This is a genomic window from Cohaesibacter marisflavi, assembly GCF_963665895.2.
GTDB classification, from domain to species: Bacteria; Pseudomonadota; Alphaproteobacteria; order Rhizobiales; family Cohaesibacteraceae; genus Cohaesibacter; species Cohaesibacter marisflavi.
Genome location: NZ_OY762534.1, coordinates 408,516 through 424,709, shown reverse-complemented (window position 1 = coordinate 424,709; position 16,194 = coordinate 408,516). Strand labels below are relative to the sequence as shown.

Annotated in this window: 13 protein-coding genes and 1 tRNA gene; 7 read left to right on the top strand and 7 right to left on the bottom strand. The window is 53.5% G+C overall.

Annotation, left to right across the window (positions count from 1 at the left end; translation table 11 throughout):
- Positions 1-6: 6 nt before the first annotated feature.
- The 3 genes from ACKPCT_RS03030 (at position 7) to ACKPCT_RS03020 (ending at position 1,499) form a co-directional block, all read left to right on the top strand.
- Complete coding sequence (locus ACKPCT_RS03030) at positions 7-255, top strand: hypothetical protein (RefSeq protein ID WP_319568343.1); 249 nt, start codon at positions 7-9, stop codon at positions 253-255.
- Positions 242-1,378 (top strand): tyrosine-type recombinase/integrase, encoded by a 1,137-nt coding sequence (locus ACKPCT_RS03025; protein ID WP_319568342.1) that lies wholly within the window; start codon positions 242-244, stop codon positions 1,376-1,378. The genes ACKPCT_RS03030 and ACKPCT_RS03025 overlap by 14 nt, the downstream gene beginning before the upstream one ends.
- Positions 1,379-1,423: 45 nt before the next feature.
- Positions 1,424-1,499 (top strand) — tRNA-Thr (locus tag ACKPCT_RS03020).
- Between the two features lie 240 nt (positions 1,500-1,739).
- Here ACKPCT_RS03020 and ACKPCT_RS03015 read toward each other — a convergent pair.
- From ACKPCT_RS03015 to ACKPCT_RS03005, 3 genes are all read right to left on the bottom strand, one after another.
- Positions 1,740-4,022 (bottom strand): Tex family protein, encoded by a 2,283-nt coding sequence (locus tag ACKPCT_RS03015; protein WP_319568341.1) that lies wholly within the window; start codon positions 4,020-4,022, stop codon positions 1,740-1,742.
- A gap of 150 nt (positions 4,023-4,172) precedes the next feature.
- Positions 4,173-4,577, bottom strand: a complete 405-nt coding sequence (locus ACKPCT_RS03010) for a VOC family protein (RefSeq protein ID WP_090074985.1) — start codon at positions 4,575-4,577, stop codon at positions 4,173-4,175.
- Between the two features lie 457 nt (positions 4,578-5,034).
- A complete protein-coding gene (locus tag ACKPCT_RS03005) occupies positions 5,035-7,338 on the bottom strand; it encodes a hypothetical protein (RefSeq protein WP_319568340.1) in 2,304 nt (767 codons plus the stop codon).
- A 237-nt stretch (positions 7,339-7,575) separates the two neighbouring features.
- Here ACKPCT_RS03005 and cysP point away from each other — a divergent pair, with 237 nt between their 5' ends.
- The 4 genes from cysP to ACKPCT_RS02985 all read left to right on the top strand — a co-directional run bounded on the left by cysP (position 7,576) and on the right by ACKPCT_RS02985 (position 11,183).
- Entirely contained in the window at positions 7,576-8,586 is a 1,011-nt protein-coding gene (gene cysP, locus ACKPCT_RS03000; protein WP_319568339.1) for a thiosulfate ABC transporter substrate-binding protein CysP, read from the top strand.
- 86 nt (positions 8,587-8,672) lie between these two features.
- Positions 8,673-9,551 (top strand): sulfate ABC transporter permease subunit CysT, encoded by an 879-nt coding sequence (gene cysT / locus ACKPCT_RS02995; protein ID WP_319568338.1) that lies wholly within the window; start codon positions 8,673-8,675, stop codon positions 9,549-9,551.
- A 29-nt stretch (positions 9,552-9,580) separates the two neighbouring features.
- Positions 9,581-10,420, top strand: coding sequence for a sulfate ABC transporter permease subunit CysW (gene cysW / locus ACKPCT_RS02990; protein WP_407652476.1), 840 nt, complete (start codon positions 9,581-9,583; stop codon positions 10,418-10,420).
- A 10-nt stretch (positions 10,421-10,430) separates the two neighbouring features.
- A complete protein-coding gene (locus ACKPCT_RS02985) occupies positions 10,431-11,183 on the top strand; it encodes an ABC transporter ATP-binding protein (protein ID WP_319568336.1) in 753 nt (250 codons plus the stop codon).
- A gap of 84 nt (positions 11,184-11,267) precedes the next feature.
- Here ACKPCT_RS02985 and ACKPCT_RS02980 read toward each other — a convergent pair whose 3' ends face one another.
- The 4 genes from ACKPCT_RS02980 to ACKPCT_RS02965 form a co-directional block, all read right to left on the bottom strand.
- Positions 11,268-12,557 carry a methyl-accepting chemotaxis protein gene (locus ACKPCT_RS02980; RefSeq protein WP_090074979.1) on the bottom strand — a complete coding sequence of 430 codons (1,290 nt, stop codon included), beginning with the start codon at positions 12,555-12,557 and terminating at the stop codon, positions 11,268-11,270.
- A gap of 629 nt (positions 12,558-13,186) precedes the next feature.
- Positions 13,187-13,816 carry a TetR/AcrR family transcriptional regulator gene (locus tag ACKPCT_RS02975; RefSeq protein ID WP_139229334.1) on the bottom strand — a complete coding sequence of 210 codons (630 nt, stop codon included), beginning with the start codon at positions 13,814-13,816 and terminating at the stop codon, positions 13,187-13,189.
- Between the two features lie 269 nt (positions 13,817-14,085).
- Entirely contained in the window at positions 14,086-14,979 is an 894-nt protein-coding gene (locus ACKPCT_RS02970; protein WP_407652452.1) for a carbohydrate kinase family protein, read from the bottom strand.
- Between the two features lie 97 nt (positions 14,980-15,076).
- Positions 15,077-16,093, bottom strand: coding sequence for a LacI family transcriptional regulator (locus ACKPCT_RS02965; RefSeq protein WP_319568335.1), 1,017 nt, complete (start codon positions 16,091-16,093; stop codon positions 15,077-15,079).
- Positions 16,094-16,194: the final 101 nt, after the last annotated feature.

Below are 16,194 nucleotides of genomic sequence, written 5' to 3'. Positions count from 1 at the left end.
TTCACCATGACCCCACGCCTCCTATCAAAACAGGACGCAGCTGCCTATTGTGGCGTCTGTGTCGCCACTCTGGACAGCTACGTTCGACAGGGACTAGTGCCCGGCCCAGTTGCCAATACGCGTCGCTATGACCGCAAAGCCATTGATTTGGCACTGGACAATCTCAGCAAACTGCCATCTAGTGAAAGCCAATCCTCGACAGCATATGAGAAACGGCAGGCAAGAAAACAGGCGCGGGCCAATGGTCAACGGTGATATTAAAGGCATCCATCGCTATCAGAAAAAGCTATCCGATGGCACTATGCGCTATTACTACAAAGTTTCTCGCGAAAAGGGCGCGCCCGTTTTTTGGACCAAGGATCATTTGCCAGAACGAGAGCCGCTGTGCACGGCCTTTGTTGGCGCCTATATGGAAGCACGTGCCGCATGGTTTAAAGCCCCCATCGCCGAGAAGGACACCATTGCCCATCTCATTCTGCGCCTACAGCAAACTCCGGATTTCAAGAAACTAGCCAAAGCAACAAAAGCCTATTATCAGGAAGCCTTCCCCGCCATTTTTGAAGAATTTGGCGAGGATGACATCGCTGCCTTTGAAGATCGTTCAATGCGCAAGGATGTGAAAACATGGCGCAACCAGTGGCGCGAGACTCCACGCCAAGCCGACAAGATGCTCGGCACACTTGTTTACCTGCTCAATTTTGCCGTTGATGAGGGCGAGATAACCGGGCACGTCCTTCATAAAATCAAACGCCTGCACAAGTTCGATCGGTCTTATATCATCTGGGAGAAAGAAGATATCGAGGCGTTTAAATCCGACGCGCCAGAGCACCTTAAATGGGTGATCGATATCGCCACCATGACAGGCCTGCGCCGCGAGGATCTCGTTACCATTCCAGCCAATGCCGACAAGAGCAGCCACCTTGAATGGCGCACCAGCAAGAGCGGACGCCGAACTACTATCCTTGTGCCGATCGTTGGAGAATTGCGTGCAGCGATTGATGCTATAAAAGCACACAAATCTGAAAATGGAATCCATAGCACCACCTTGCTTTGCAACTCGCGTGGTAAGCCTTGGACTGGTATGGGCCTCTCAGCCAGCTTTAGAAAACACGCAGCCAAGCATGGCATCGAGAAAACGATGCACGATTTGCGCGGCACCGCTGTCACGCACTACAAAATGGCCGGGCTCGATGACATTGAGATCGCCGACATCGTTGGATGGAAAAAAGCCGATGTGGAAAAGATAATTAAGCTTTACATCAATAAGGAAGCTGTGTTAGCAGCCATCATCCGTAAAGTTGAAAAAGAACGTCTTCAGAACAAAAACTGTAAACCGGCTGTAAACCGGTGGAAAAAGTCAAAAAATTCTGATGATTGATAGTCTAGCCAATAGCTTGATGATAAAAGCTTTTTCAATCGAGATGCCGGTATAGCTCAGTTGGTAGAGCACCTGATTTGTAATCAGGGGGTCGCGGGTTCAAATCCTGCTGCCGGCACCATCACTCCTCCTCGGAGTGCCACATATCCTTGCTCCCAAAATTGCATAATACAGAGAGATAAATGGATAAGTCCTCCAACTTGTCCCGATAGGCCTCATAACGCATAGCCTGAATTGATGGGCAACATCAAACCGATGTGCCAACAGCGCATATAGAAAGAACAGGCAGGAGGGGCTTTTAGAGCCCATCCCCTTATCTGGCTTTATCTGGGCGAGACGCCATCAGAAAACTGACCCATCTCTATTTACGAAAAGCCTTTGAGAGAGCCTCTCCCAATTGCCCCATGCTCTCGGCTTTGTTCCGCCTGTTGTCTGGCTTTTTATCGCGAGACTTGGGCGCAGGCTTTCTTCCCCGCACCGGTTCGCCGATGTCGGGTGCCGACTTCATGGACAGGCCAATGCGCTTGGCCTTCTCGTCAACGGAGGTAACCACCACTTTGACGACTTGCCCCGCCTTGACGACTTTCGAAGGGTCGGTGACAAAGCTGTCCGATAGCTGAGAAATATGGACCAACCCATCCTGATGAACGCCTATATCAACGAAGGCACCAAAGGCTGCAACATTCGTCACCGTGCCTTCCAGCCGCATGCCGGGAAGTAGGTCGGAAATCTCGTTGATCCCTTCCTTGAAGGTGGCTGTCTTGAACTGCGGGCGTGGGTCGCGGCCGGGCTTCTTGAGCTCATCGATGATATCCCGAATGGTAGGAAGCCCGAAGTCTCCGGTTACAAATTTGCCTGGATCGACATTTTGAAGGCTATTGGCATCGCCCATGATGTCCCTGAGATCCCGACCGCAGTCCGCGACAATGCGCTTTGCGACCTTGTAGGCTTCCGGGTGGACGGCTGATGCATCAAGCGGCTCGGATCCTCCATTCACGCGCAGAAAACCGGCGCATTGGGAGAAGGTGCGAGCGCCAAGCCGCGGCACCGATTTCAATTCGGCCCGTTTTGTGAAGATGCCGTTATTGTCGCGATGGCTGACAATGGCTTCGGCAAGAGATGGCCCCACGCCTGCGACATAAGACAATAGCGCTGGCGACGCGGTGTTGACGTCAACACCGACCGCATTCACCACATCTTCTACGGCAGCAGCCAGCGCCCTTGCCAGCCGCGTTTGGTCAACATCATGCTGATATTGCCCAACACCGATGGCCTTGGGATCGATCTTCACCAATTCGGCAAGCGGATCCTGCAAACGGCGTGCAATGGACACGGCTCCACGCAACGATACATCCAGCTCGGGAAACTCGCGAGAAGCAAATTCAGAAGCAGAATAGACCGATGCTCCAGCCTCGCTGACAACGACCTTCGTCGGCTTCTTGCCATCCATGTCAGATAATAACTCTGCCACCAGCGCGTCGGTCTCACGAGAGGCCGTGCCATTGCCGATAGCGATCAGCTCCACGCCAAATCTCTTGATGAGCGCACCAAGCTCGGCCAATGTGCCGCGCTTGTCATTGCGTGGCGCATAAGGATAGACAGTGCTCGTCGCCAGAAGCTTGCCCGTAGCATCCACAACTGCCACCTTCACGCCGGTGCGGATGCCGGGGTCCAGCCCCATTGTGGTCTTCATGCCCGCAGGGGCCGCCATCAAAAGAGCCTTCAGATTGGTAACAAAGACGTCGATGGCCTCTTTCTCGGCCCGCTCGCGCATCTCGGACGTCATTTCCAGAGTAAGGCGCGTCGTAAACTTGACCTTCCATGTCCAGTCGATGACCTTGTCGAGGAAGGCGTTGCCCTGTGGCACGTCATTATCGTTGGCTATGGCCGACTTGGAAAAGGCAACCGCCTCGTCATCGCATTCGATATCAATGGACAGCACCTCTGCGTCCTGACCGCGCAACATGGCCAGAACCCTGTGGCCGGGAGCCTTCGCCCAGCTTTCCGTATGATCGAAATAGTCCGCGAATTTGCGCCCTTCCTCTTCCTTACCGGAAACGACACGGGCCTTTAGCCGGGCGGATCGCTTCACAACAGGGCGGATTTTTGCAGCCGTATCAGGATGAAGGGAGAATCTTTCCGACAGGATGTCCCGTACACCATCCAGAGCGACTTTGACGTCGGCGACTTCCTCGCCAACAAACGGCTCTGCCAACTCTTCCACCGCCCGCTGAGGCTCAGCCAGAATAGCGTCCGCGAGCGGCAGCAGGCCCTTATCAATCGCTTTTTGTGCTCGGGTCTTCGTCTTGACGCGGAAGGGCGCATGAATGTCTTCAAGCTCGGCCTTTGTCGTCGCCTTGCCGAGACGGTCCAGAATGTCATCGGTGAGCTTGCCTTGAGCCTCGATCGCTTTTTTGACCGCTTCGCGCCGTTTGGAGAAATCGCGAAGGTAAATGAGCCGCTCATCGAGTTTGCGCAGCTGGATGTCGTCCAGTCCGCCAGTCACTTCCTTGCGGTAGCGGGCTATGAATGGAATGGTGTCGCCATTGTCTATGAGTTCGACTGCCGCGATGACCTGTTTTACCTGACAGCCGATCTCGCTGGATATCAGAGAGGGAATGGACATTTCTTCGATCAAAATCATCTTCCGAATCTAGTTTGTTTGTGCTCGATAGTGATGCATTTACGAAGCATATGAAAGCGGAATAGATATGACCGCGTATCATGCAAATGTGCCCCTGTTCGGCAAAAAGCATCACTGCGTCTACAAAATGCGCCAATGGTCTTTGAACAATCAGCGTGGGTCAAAGCTCACTTCAAGCCGCGTTCCGCCGGGCTCATAAATCATGAAATGTTCCTTTGGCCCGTTTCCGGAAAACTCCGGAGCAAATTCGATTTTTACGCCTGGCCAAGAGCGTACAGTTTCAAAAACGGCGCGCAATGCGTCAGCCGTTGGAACCTTCAAAGCAAGATGGTGAAGACCAACATTCTTGTGCCGGTCAAATTCGTTGAGCACATCGCTTTTGCACTGCCATAGCGTAATTTTAGAGGAGCCGTCGGTCATATAAACAGACGGATAATCCGGACTGCCGCCAAACTGGGTCCATCCTAGCGCCTTTTCAAAAAAAGCCTTGCTGGCATCAAGATCCTTTACACTCAGACCCAAGTGATCGATACCAAGAGTGGTTGGTTGAGACATGGTTCTTCTCCAGTTGGGCTCAGTTGAAAGCCTTATACAAAATAATCGAACGATAACGCATAGATGCTTCGGCATGCCCGGGAAACACGTCTGGGATTTCGCGCACCCTTGCAGATTCTGATCCACCCTATAGAGACACCATAAGGCAGTTCGATTTATTCGCCTTGGTTCCGAACAACTTGAAGGCGCAGCTCTAGTTCTCATCAAGGCCTATAGACACCCTCTGTGGAATGAAGAATGGTCAAGAAAGGCCGCTATAGAGACAATAACCTACGTACTAGACACAGGAAAGTCGATAGCAATCGCAGCCGTTTCTGAGGATGTGTGTCAGGGATTGTGCTGGAAAATCGCCAGAGATCTGCGTCTGGCTGGTTTCGCAAAAAGCAGGGGCATTATCCCAATTCTACCGCCACTTGGATTTCAAAGCCAGCGACAGCCGCGCGCTATACCAATAACACTAATTGTTGGTGGTGTAAGTCAAGGTGCAACCAACCAGATCAACTGTACCGGACGAGAAGTCGGAAACGGACATGGTGCTGGCGTCAGACGGGTCTTTGAAGACTGCATAATTCTTCCCCATCCACGCCCACATGATGAAGGCTCCCACAGGACCATCCGTGAAAAGAGCTTGCGCAAAGGCGTGCACGGCAACGGGAAAGGGCAAATTGATCCGCAAGGTGTCTGCGGCCTCCAGACTGGACAGATTGATATCGTTGGTGAAATTGAAATACACCGTCACCTGATCACCCACCTTGCGCCAATGGATCTCCTTATCAGAAATTGCAACCGTATGGCCGCTTTCATCGGAGAAGGACGGAATAAAAGCCCCTTCCTGGTAGCTGAACAGCTCCCCACCAAGGCCGAATTGAACCTTATCGGGCAGTGTTGCTGCAGGGTCTTCTTCCCCTTGCTGTGTCGTAATCGTCCCCATAAAATCCAGACGTGACGGATCATTGGCATCCTGCACCAGATCAGCAAGCAGATTTGCCTTTTTATAGTTGGATCGGAAATAGGCCGACCCGGCGGTTACATGCCCCAGCAAGCCTCCGGCCGTTGTAAACGTCCCCAATTTGAAAACAGTCTGGTTGAGAATATAGGTCGAGATCAGCCGGTCAAAATACCAGTCCTGCCCTCTTTGATCAAAGAAACGCAGTTGCGCCTCCCCCACCGGGGAGCGGTCCAAAAAGCCGGAGCTCTCCCACTGGCCGCCAGAAACCGAGTGCCACATATGGGCGATGCTGACGCCTTCGTTGCTATAAACTTCGCCATGCAACTTGCATTCGGAAAAGCGCCCGAGCGTGTGCCGATGCACCCCGACAGCAACACCCGCATAATGCTCGATATGCGCATTGCGGAACAGATAGTCGTTCCCCCCTACCCGCATGTCCGGATCACTGATATCGACAACACAGACCGCGAATTCCTGATCAACAATCTCCCCCGCAATGGCGCGATCAATTTCGATCCTGTATGGATCGCGCACGAATCTGATCGTAACGATATCCACTTTGTCCGCAGCCGCAGGATTGGCCACCCAGATGCGCAGTCCTACATGGGAGGGAGAAAAGCAGGCCCGATCGGCAACAAGCGTCTTACCCCGTCCAGATGCAATCCGTGGCGCGGCGAAGTAGCCTGAGACATCCTTTGCATCCTGCAAAAAGTCGGCAGAAACACGCACGCGCCGCGCATCGACAAATTCTGCGATTGCATATTTTGCCAAAACCCGCTGCCGTCGTTGCGCTTTAAAAACACCACGACGCCCCAAATAGCCTGCGCTATTTAGAACAAAGTGCTTTCCGACATCTTCAGGGGCAAATATGTCGGCATCTGCGGTGAGCGTGGTTCCCGACAGGGTGAAGAGGATGCCAGACGTATCCTTGAATTTGAAATCGACCCCACAACTCCAGCTTTCCAGATCCTGCACACGCACATTGGCCAGACGCGCTGTGCGCAAAATGCTGTTGTTGAGCCGGTAAAAGCCAACATAGGTCAAGAAGCTGTTTCCCAATCGGCCAAAATGCATGCCCACCGGACTAATTGCATCATCAGGCTGATTATCATGCGGCTGAATGGAAAAGCCGGAAAATTGCACACTGGCCTTATTCTGCAGCAAGGCCATAACGCTTCTGGATGCATCGGAAAAATCGGGCCGGATGCGTGTCACCCGCTTGCCATCCCCAGCAAAGCCCCAGCGCGTCTGCAAGGCGCCACCAGACAGATCAAGCGTGTCTGTGGTGCGGTAATTGCCCGCAGGCAAACGCCCCATCAGTTCATTCTGTCTAAGATAGATAAGCCAGGCATTGAGCGCGCGCGTATCATCATGCCGATTGTCACTCAGCGCCCCAAAATGATGCGGATAGGGCTCACCAAAAGGGGCCCACTTCGCCCCCATGCGGGACATGGCTGCCGTCCCCCGCGCGTCTCTTTGAAGCATGAGCTTGCCTACTGGCGTAGCGATGGAGATATAGGCTTTCTCTTTTGGAACCACCGCTGTTTCCAGATCCCGATGGGAATAATAGTCGCATTCACCGCTTGCAAACTGTCGTTTGAGATCACCAACAGCGATTCCCCTCGCACCACTACCGGCTTGGGACATCAGGTCTGAGTCAGAAAGAGATCGCGGATCGGTCATGATTTCACCCGGCAAACCATAGAAGGAAAGAAAGAAGCAGCATTCGCTTTCCTGTCTATCACAGCAGCGCATGCCTTTGCCCATGAAATTTCGCACATTGATCAGGCCAGCGCGCGAAACGAGTGACAAGAACACGACCCAAGATGGCGCGCGCAGAGAGACCGCATACCCACACAGACGAAAATAATTCCCCATATTGGACTGCAATGAAAATAGGAAAACAAAGACTTTGCGCATTTAGCGCCATAGTGCGTAAAATTTTTTAATTCCGAGACCAACAACAGACAACGATATCTTGAGAGAAAAGCGCTCTTCACCCTATTTTGGCTACCAACGAACACCACAATTTGAAGGGCACAAGACCTCATGAGAAAAACACTCCTAGCCGCTGTTGGCGCCGCTTTCCTCTTTACGGCCCCCGCGTCCGCAAGCGACAACGCTCCCAAAGAGATCCTCAACGTCTCCTACGACATTGCGCGTGAGCTCTATGCTGCGATCAACCCCAAGTTCCAGGCCTATTGGAAAGACAAAACAGGTCAGGACATCGATATCAAACAGTCCCACGCTGGCTCCTCCAAACAGGCCCGCGCCATCATGCAGGGTCTCAAGGCCGATATCGTGACCTTCAACCAGGTGCTCGATGTGCAGGTTTTGGCAGACCGTGGCGGGTTTGTTTCCAAAAGCTGGCAGCAAGATCTGCCAAACAACGCCAGCCCCTACTTTTCCCTCCCCGCCTTCCTTGTGCGTGAAGGCAACCCGAAGGGTATCAAAGACTGGAGCGATCTGGTGCGCGATGACGTAAAGCTGGTCTTCCCGAACCCAAAGACATCCGGCAACGCCCGTTACACCTATCTGGCAGCCTATGCCTATGCTCTTGAGCAGAATGGTGGCGATGATGCCAAGGCTCGCGAATTTGTCGGCAAGCTGCTCAGCAATGTTGCCGTATTTGATACCGGCGGTCGTGGCGCTACCACCAGCTTCGTTGAACGAGAAATCGGCGATGTGCTGATCACCTTCGAAGCCGAAGTGGAAAATATCCGCGCCAAATATGGCGAAGATGAATATCAGCGCGTTGTGCCGTCCATCTCGCTTCTGGCCGAATTCCCTGTGGCGCTCGTAAAGAAGGTAGCCGAAAAGCGTGGCAGCGTTGACGTCTCCAAAGCCTATCTGGACTACCTCTACAGCGAAGAAGCGCAGGACATCATTGCCTCCTTCAACAACCGCGTTCACAACGAAACCGTCAAGGCGAAATACGCCGAGAACTTCCCCGAGGTCCGTCTGATCCGCGTAGAAGACGTGTTCGGCAGCTGGGACAAGGCCAACAAGACCCACTTCGCCGAAGGCGGTGTGCTTGATCAGGTCTTCACCGGTAATTGATCCCGCCCAAAGAATGACAAACGCGGCTCGAGGCACCCCACGCTTCGGGCCGCTGTTGTTGCTTCCCCTCAAGACAGGCCAGTGAGATGACACACCTAGATGCAGCGCCTCCCCGCACCTTTCTCAGTCCTTTTCGGCTCAAACGTCATGTCATGCCCGGCTTCTCACTGACGCTGGGCACAAGTCTGCTGTTTGTTTGCCTGATCATCCTGCTGCCGCTCAGTGGTCTCTTCTGGCAAATGAGCCAGTTGGGCCTTGCGGACTATTGGCGTATCATCTCCTCCGAACGCACCTTGGCCTCTTTCCGCGTAACGATCAGCGCAGCAGCTTTCGCGACGCTCTTTAACGCAGTCTTTGGCTTGCTGCTCGCCTATGTGCTGGTGCGCTACAAGTTCCCCGGCAAACGTCTGCTCGACGCGCTGGTGGATCTGCCCTTTGCCTTGCCAACGGCTGTTGCAGGCATCGCGCTGGTCGCCCTTTATGACAAGAATGGCTGGATGGGTACTCTGCTTTCTGCGGTCGGTCTTAAGGTGGCCTACACATGGTGGGGCATTGTGCTGGCCATGATGTTCACCTCAGTGCCCTTTGGCGTTCGCACGGTCCAACCCGTACTCGAAAGCCTCAAACCGGACGCAGAAGAAGCGGCCCGGACTCTTGGTGCGCGCGACTGGCAAGTGTTCCGCCATGTGGTATTTCCGCAGGTCTGGCCCAGCTTCATCACCGGTGCATCACTGGCCTTTGCCCGCTCGCTCGGCGAGTTCGGCGCGGTGATTTTCATCGCTGGCAACATGCCCTTCAAGACCGAGATCGCATCGCTTCTGATCATGATCCGACTTGAAGAATATGACTACCCGGCAGCCAGTGCCATTGCCGGAACCATCCTATTGATTGCCCTCTTCGTTCTGGTGGCTGCTAATATCGCTCAATCCCGCGCCACTCGGCATTTGCATAAAGGGAGTTCCTGATCATGTCGGCTCCATCATCCACACCGCCCATCACCAACCCTCAGGTGCTGGCTTTGCTGCGTCAGAAGGCGCGCAAACGGGCAGTACTGATCGTCGTGGCGATCCTGTTTGCCGCCCTCGTCATGGCGCTACCGGTCATTGCAATCTTCGCCCGCGCCTTTCAGGAAGGGTTTGAGGTCTATAGCGCCAATATCACAACACCGGACACCCTGCACGCCATTTGGCTGACGGTGCTCACGGCGCTCATCGTGCTGCCGATCAACCTCATCTACGGCATCGCGGTTTCTTGGGCCATTGTGCATTATCGCTTCCCCGGCAGACGCGCACTACAGATTATCATCGAACTGCCTTTCTCCATTTCGCCCATCGTTGCCGGACTCTGCTACCTGCTGATCTATGGCGCCACCGGCGTTGTAGGCAGTTGGCTGGATGGCTGGGATATCCAGTTGATGTTCAACCTCTTCGGCATCGTGCTTGTCTCCCTGTTCGTCACCTGCCCCTTCGTGGCGCGCGAGCTGATCCCGCTGATGGAAATCTCCGGGCAGGATCAGGAAGAAGCCGCCTTGACGCTTGGGGCCACCGGTTGGCAGACCTTCCGCCATGTCACGCTACCAAAAATCAAATGGGCCCTCCTCTATGGTGCCATTCTGGCCAACGCCCGGGTGATTGGAGAGTTCGGCGCAGTGAGCGTGGTGTCCGGCAATATCCGGGGTGAAACCATGACCCTGCCACTACAGGTGCAGCTGCTTTACAACGACTATAACGCCACTGGCGCTTTTGCTGCCGCAACAGTCCTGACGGTGATCGCCGTCATCACCCTTGTACTGCGCTCAACCATCGAAGCGCGCCATCCGCACGAGCATGCCTAGGAAAGCAATCATGTCGCTACAGATTCAGAATATCAGCAAATATTACGGCGCTAATCTGGTGCTTGACGCGGTTAGCCTTGATATTGAGCCGGGGGAGTTCATCGCCCTTCTGGGGCCGTCCGGCTCTGGCAAAACCACGTTGCTGCGCACCATTGCCGGTCTACAATTTGCCGAAGGGGGCACACTGTCCTTTGACGGAGAGGACATTACCGGCCTCGATGCTCGCGAGCGGCGCTTCGGCATGGTGTTTCAGAACTACGCCCTGTTCGAACATATGAGCGTTGCCCAGAATGTGGCCTTTGGTCTCAAAATGCGCGAGCGTAGCGCTCGCCCTTCGGCAAAGGACATCAGCCGCCGTGTCGTTGAACTGCTCGACATGGCCCAGATCGGCCATTTGGCAGAGCGTTTCCCAAGCCAGCTTTCCGGTGGTCAGCGTCAGCGGGTGGCCCTCACGCGGGCGCTCGCCATCGAGCCAAGGCTGTTGCTCCTGGATGAACCCTTCAGCGCACTGGATACGCGGGTGCGCAAGGATCTGCGTTCTTCCCTGCGCAGCCTGCAACAGAAAGTCGGCGTCGGTGCCATTCTGGTTACCCACGATCAGGAAGAAGCGTTTGAGCTGGCGGACCGCATTGCCGTCATGGCAGACGGCAAGATCGAGCAGTTCGATACACCGGCTAATCTGATCAAAAAGCCATCCTCGCCATTCGTGGCAGAATTCCTCGAAGGCGCCGGCGGTTACAACCAATCCGGCGCGGGCATTTAGGCCGATTTCATCAAACAAAACAAAGGGGCCAACGCGGCCCCTTTTCTATTTCATTGGAACTGATCTGAGCCAAAGCCAGACTGACTAGAGAGCCTGATAGGTCTCATCCAGCGCCCCGAGAAACGTGCTGGCATGGTCGCTCAACTCTTTCGACTGACCGGACAAATGCTCTGACCGTTCGGCGACGCTCTTGGCCGCAACTTCAGTTTCCTTGGCAGCCTCTTCCACGCTGCCCAGAGCAGCATTGATCTGCTCCGCACCGCCAGAGGCCTGTGTCACGTTATCAGCAATCTCCTTGGCAGCCGACGCCTGCTGCTCAACAGCCGTTGCGATAGAAGAGGAAATCTCGTTGATATGTGAAATCGTGCCCGCGATTTTTTCAATCGCAGCAACGGTCTCGCTCGTGGAGGTTTGAATACCGGAAACCTGTCCTGAAATTTCCTCAGTTGCCTTGGCAGTCTGGTTGGCCAAATCCTTCACTTCAGCAGCAACAACAGCAAAGCCGCGCCCGGCTTCGCCCGCACGCGCAGCTTCAATCGTGGCGTTAAGAGCAAGCAGGTTGGTCTGCTCGGCGATTTCCTGAATAAGCCGGATGACATCACCAATGCGGCTCGCCGATGTGGCCAGCTCGCTGACAACATTGGTGGTGGCCTCGGCCTGACCGGATGCTTCATGCACCACTTCGGTCGAGGTTGTCACTTGCCGACCAATTTCCTCAATCGAGGCGGACAGTTCTTCAGTTGCAGCCTGCACAGAGCGCATATTGTCAACCGTCTGGTTTGTAAGGCCAAACAAAGCCGAGGTTTCACTGCTGGTGCGCTGCGCCCCGCCAATCATCTGCTGTGCAGTTGCCTGCAAGTCACCTGCGGCATCCTGAATGGTCTGGGCAACACTGCCAACACTATCCTGAAAGCTGCTGGATAGCGTTTGGAAGCTGCGGTTTCTGGCAAAAGCTGCTTCGCTATTCACCGCATCCTGCAAGACTGCACAGGCATATGGCACGTCATCGATCACGGCAACCGATATATCCACCAGCGAGCCAAAACTGCCACCATCATATTTGTTATAGATAATCTTGCCCGACCAGTTGCCGGACTTCTGGATGGTGTCTTCAACATTTTTGACATAGTCATCCACGCGAACACCGCCATACTGCTCCTTGGCCAGAAGCTCAGCGACCGGGCGGCTTTGCACCGATTGCAGGGATGGGTATCCCGACGCCTTCAGAAAAGCCTTGTTGACATAGACGATGCCTTCGCGTCCCGGCGCCAGACAGTTGATAAATACACCAGACGGAGATCCGTCCATTGCTGCGGCGACGAGATCATTCAACGAAGACCCTTCAGCTGCCTTTTCTTTACGTAGCCCGAACATCGAAAGCCTCCCAAGACCCTGCTATCTAGAAATTCATGGGCCGAAGTTTGCTACCGAATTCTTTGACAAGGTGTTAACCATCTGTGCAACAAAGAAAAATTGCCGGTATAACACCGGATAGTCAGCTAAAGCATAGTATTTTTATCAAGACCTAAGGCGCCTGTCGGCACAAACTCGATGGGGTGCGCCCCATGCTTTGAACAAAATGCCAAAGCAAAAGAGAAACACCCCATCTCCAGTCCCCCCCACGGGAACTCAAAATCAGATCAGCAAAAGCCCAACAAACCTTGCCGTCACCAGAACGCTAGACGCTTTTTGGATCAAAGACGCATTGAAAGACATAGGAAAAACAATACCCGTCCCATAACGCCTTAGCACCATATGGAAGGTCGGCAAGTCTTTTAACAACAATTATAGAAAGGGAGATTACAGAAAAAAGGTCAACAGAACTAGTACATTTAACAATGATATTTTGACTAATTATTGGACTTTATCCAACAAAATGAAATTCATGCCCAAAACACAGTCAGTTAGACAAGCACGTAACGACACGAGCCCGATCTGGGTTGATTGCAGAAGGAAATAGGAGGATGCCCTGAATCGAGCACCCTTCTGCTTGACCCGCCCCCTTATTGTGCGGCAGCCCCTTGTCCGCTGACATGAGCATATTGCTTCTGATGAAAATGGATCGCAGGCAACACGATCAAATCAACAATCTCAATAATGCTATTGAGATTGGGCTGTTGCAGGGTCATGAAAAACTCACTGCGCATCAGATCAAAAGGCAAATGCTTGATGCGATCTGGAATCGGCAACACGCTGATTTCGCCACGCTGAATGGCATTCAGCAGAACCGCATCGAGAACCGAATTGCTGGCAATAACAATCTTCTCTCTCAGTTCCATGGGCTTAACAGATGTCTCTCTGTAATATTCCATCAGCTGAGAGGTAAGAACCATCATCAAATGGCCCCGCATTTCGCAAACCTGGTTCAACAGCGCAATCAGATCATCGCGTAGAGACCCTCTGTCGGGCACAGTGGGTTTGTTCTGCTGGAAATAGTGCAAAAGAGCCGCTTCAAACAGCTCCACCTTGTTGGACCATCGACGATAGACAACCGACCGACTTGTCTTGGCGCGCTTCACGACACCTTCCACGGTATATTGCTGAAATCCATAGACCAGCACTTCTTCCCATGCAGCATCCAGAATTGCTCGCTCGAGGGCTTCCCCTCGACGCCTTTTTTTCTTCTCAGTCAAATGCCCCTCCACCTTAATAGAAACAGCAACGCTTCCTGCTGAACCGAACACCCGCCTTTTAGATACAGCACCGTACTTTATGTTTCAAGTATGATAATTTTGACAAAAACATCATACGATTTGGCACTTTTACGATTATTGTCAATTGGCAAACCAACCTGCATTTGTAAAAAAGCCGCTTGAAAAAAGAAAAGCATGCAGATTGGTCCGCATGCTTATGAATGAGGATTAACGATCTTTCCGCGGCCAAAATGCCGCATGAAGGCTGCCTAGATTTCTTTCGCCCAAGGCGGATTGGCGCCTTTGCGGGAAACGGTAACCGCCGCCACCCGCGCAGCAAAAGCCATAGCCTCACCGATCTGATCATCGGAAACGCCCTTGAGAGCCTCTTTGCTCAACAGGCCCATTTCATCCAGTTTGGCCAGAATACCGGCATTGAAGGTGTCACCGGCCCCTACAGTATCAACCACACTGACCCGCTCGGATAGCGCAGAGATCGTTCGCCCATCAGCAAGATAGGCAGTTGCACCCTCCGCGCCTTTGGTGATCAGAATGATCGTCGGCCCCAGCTTCTTGACTTCGGCTACCTGCTCATCCAGCGTGTGAAGATCTGGGAAGAACCAGGCAATGTCTTCATCCGAAAGCTTCACGATGTCACTATGCGCCATCATGGAGCAGATGCGCGTACGATAGACATCGGCATCCTCGATGAAGCCCGGCCTCACATTCGGGTCCATCATGATGACATGGTCTTCCGCTTCCCTAAGAGCGATTGCCTGATAAGTGCGCGCGCAAGGCTCGACCGCGAGGCTGATACCGCCAAAAAACAGGGCGTCGATGGATGCGGGCACAGCCCCCACATTCTCGATCGACAGCATACGGCCGGCGGAATTCTCGTCGTAGAAATGATAGGTCGCGTGTCCATCAACCAGCTTGACAAAAGCCAAGGTCGTCGGCCGCTTACTCACCTCACTCAGGCTTGCCCCGACACCGCTCTGCTCCAGAGAATCCCGGATTTGCTCTCCGAACAGATCAGACGATAGACCAGTCAGGAATTCAGCTGGCACCCCCAAGCGCCCCAAGGCGATCGCAGTGTTGAAAACAGCCCCTCCCGAGCAGGGCTCATAGGTCAGCGTTCCCTCCATACTCTTGGTGGGTATCATGTCAATCAACGCTTCTCCGCAGCATATGATTCTCGGCCCGTTGGTCACTGTTTAAATCCTCCCTGATAAACCGGTTCAGCCCAGCCTCTTGCTTCGCTCAGACATTCTGAAAACTGAAGATCGGTTCCTGTACAATTTGTGAAACGCCCTCACTGCTCCCGTCCAATATGGATAGCAGCGTTTTGCCCATCAGCACGCCCGCATTCTCTATATCCTCATACACCCGATCGAGCGTCGGCGAGATCTGCTCCAGAATGGGACTGTTTGTTTTCACCACCGCCTGATAGTCGACGCCACGTTTGAGGCCGATATTGCGCAACCCTGCATTCAGCGCCAGATAGCTTGTCTCGCCGGGGCAAATGAAGCCGAAGACATCGCCTTCCTTGCGATCAGACAACAGCTCCACCGCCCATGAGCGGATGGCTTCAAGATTGGAATCCAGCGTGACCGTGTCCGGAATGACATAGTCCAGACCTGCCTGCCGCACGGCCCGCATGAAACCGTAGCGCAGATGTTGGTGGAAGGTGAAGCCCTCCTGCGGCAGGATCATGGAAAGACGGTTACAGCCAAGATCGGCCAATCTGTTGGCAGCCTGAAAGGCAAAATCCTCATTGTTGAAGTCAATGAAACTATGCTTTTGCGAGAAATCCGTGCGCCCATGCGAAACAAAAGGGAACTTCTTCTCAAGCAAATAGCGGATACGCTCATCGAAATTGCGCGTCCGCGTCAGCACCAGCCCATCCGCCAAACCGTTCCGCACCACATATTTGATTGGAGCGATATCATCTCCACCAGAAAATGTAGGCGTTATGATCAAATGATAGCCAGATCCCTCCAGAGAGCGGGTCAACCCCTCGATCATGCTGTTGCCAAACCCGAAAATCTCGTCATGGGGGCTCAACATCAGGCCGATGACGCGCGTCTTTCCGGTTCTGAGTCGCTGAGCCGCACGGTCTGGCACATAGCCGATTTCCTCGGCAACCTTGGCCACCTGCTGTCGCGTCGCCTCGGCGATCTTGGGATCCCCCTTCAGGGCACGAGAAACGGTGGTAACCGCCAACCCCATGATTTGCGCAATCGTCTTTTGCGTCGGCTTGGTAGACCCTTGCTGCATGAATTCCCTTCAATGGCGCGCACTATTTAGCCAGAACGGCAAAATTTAATACGTAACTTTTTTGATCAGGAATGAAGACTATGCCATTTTTTTCCCAATTA

Excerpts from the sequence above, each read along its gene's own strand:
- ACKPCT_RS03015 (WP_319568341.1), bottom strand. The coding sequence starts at position 4,022 with ATGATTTTGATCGAAGAAATGTCCATTCCCTCTCTGATATCCAGCGAG.
- ACKPCT_RS03025 (WP_319568342.1), top strand. The coding sequence starts at position 242 with ATGGTCAACGGTGATATTAAAGGCATCCATCGCTATCAGAAAAAGCTA.
- ACKPCT_RS03010 (WP_090074985.1), bottom strand. The coding sequence starts at position 4,577 with ATGTCTCAACCAACCACTCTTGGTATCGATCACTTGGGTCTGAGTGTA.
- cysT (WP_319568338.1), top strand. The coding sequence starts at position 8,673 with ATGACACACCTAGATGCAGCGCCTCCCCGCACCTTTCTCAGTCCTTTT.
- cysP (WP_319568339.1), top strand. The coding sequence starts at position 7,576 with ATGAGAAAAACACTCCTAGCCGCTGTTGGCGCCGCTTTCCTCTTTACG.
- ACKPCT_RS02965 (WP_319568335.1), bottom strand. The coding sequence starts at position 16,093 with ATGCAGCAAGGGTCTACCAAGCCGACGCAAAAGACGATTGCGCAAATC.
- ACKPCT_RS02985 (WP_319568336.1), top strand. The coding sequence starts at position 10,431 with ATGTCGCTACAGATTCAGAATATCAGCAAATATTACGGCGCTAATCTG.
- ACKPCT_RS02980 (WP_090074979.1), bottom strand. The coding sequence starts at position 12,557 with ATGTTCGGGCTACGTAAAGAAAAGGCAGCTGAAGGGTCTTCGTTGAAT.
- ACKPCT_RS03030 (WP_319568343.1), top strand. The coding sequence starts at position 7 with ATGACCCCACGCCTCCTATCAAAACAGGACGCAGCTGCCTATTGTGGC.
- ACKPCT_RS02970 (WP_407652452.1), bottom strand. The coding sequence starts at position 14,979 with ATGATACCCACCAAGAGTATGGAGGGAACGCTGACCTATGAGCCCTGC.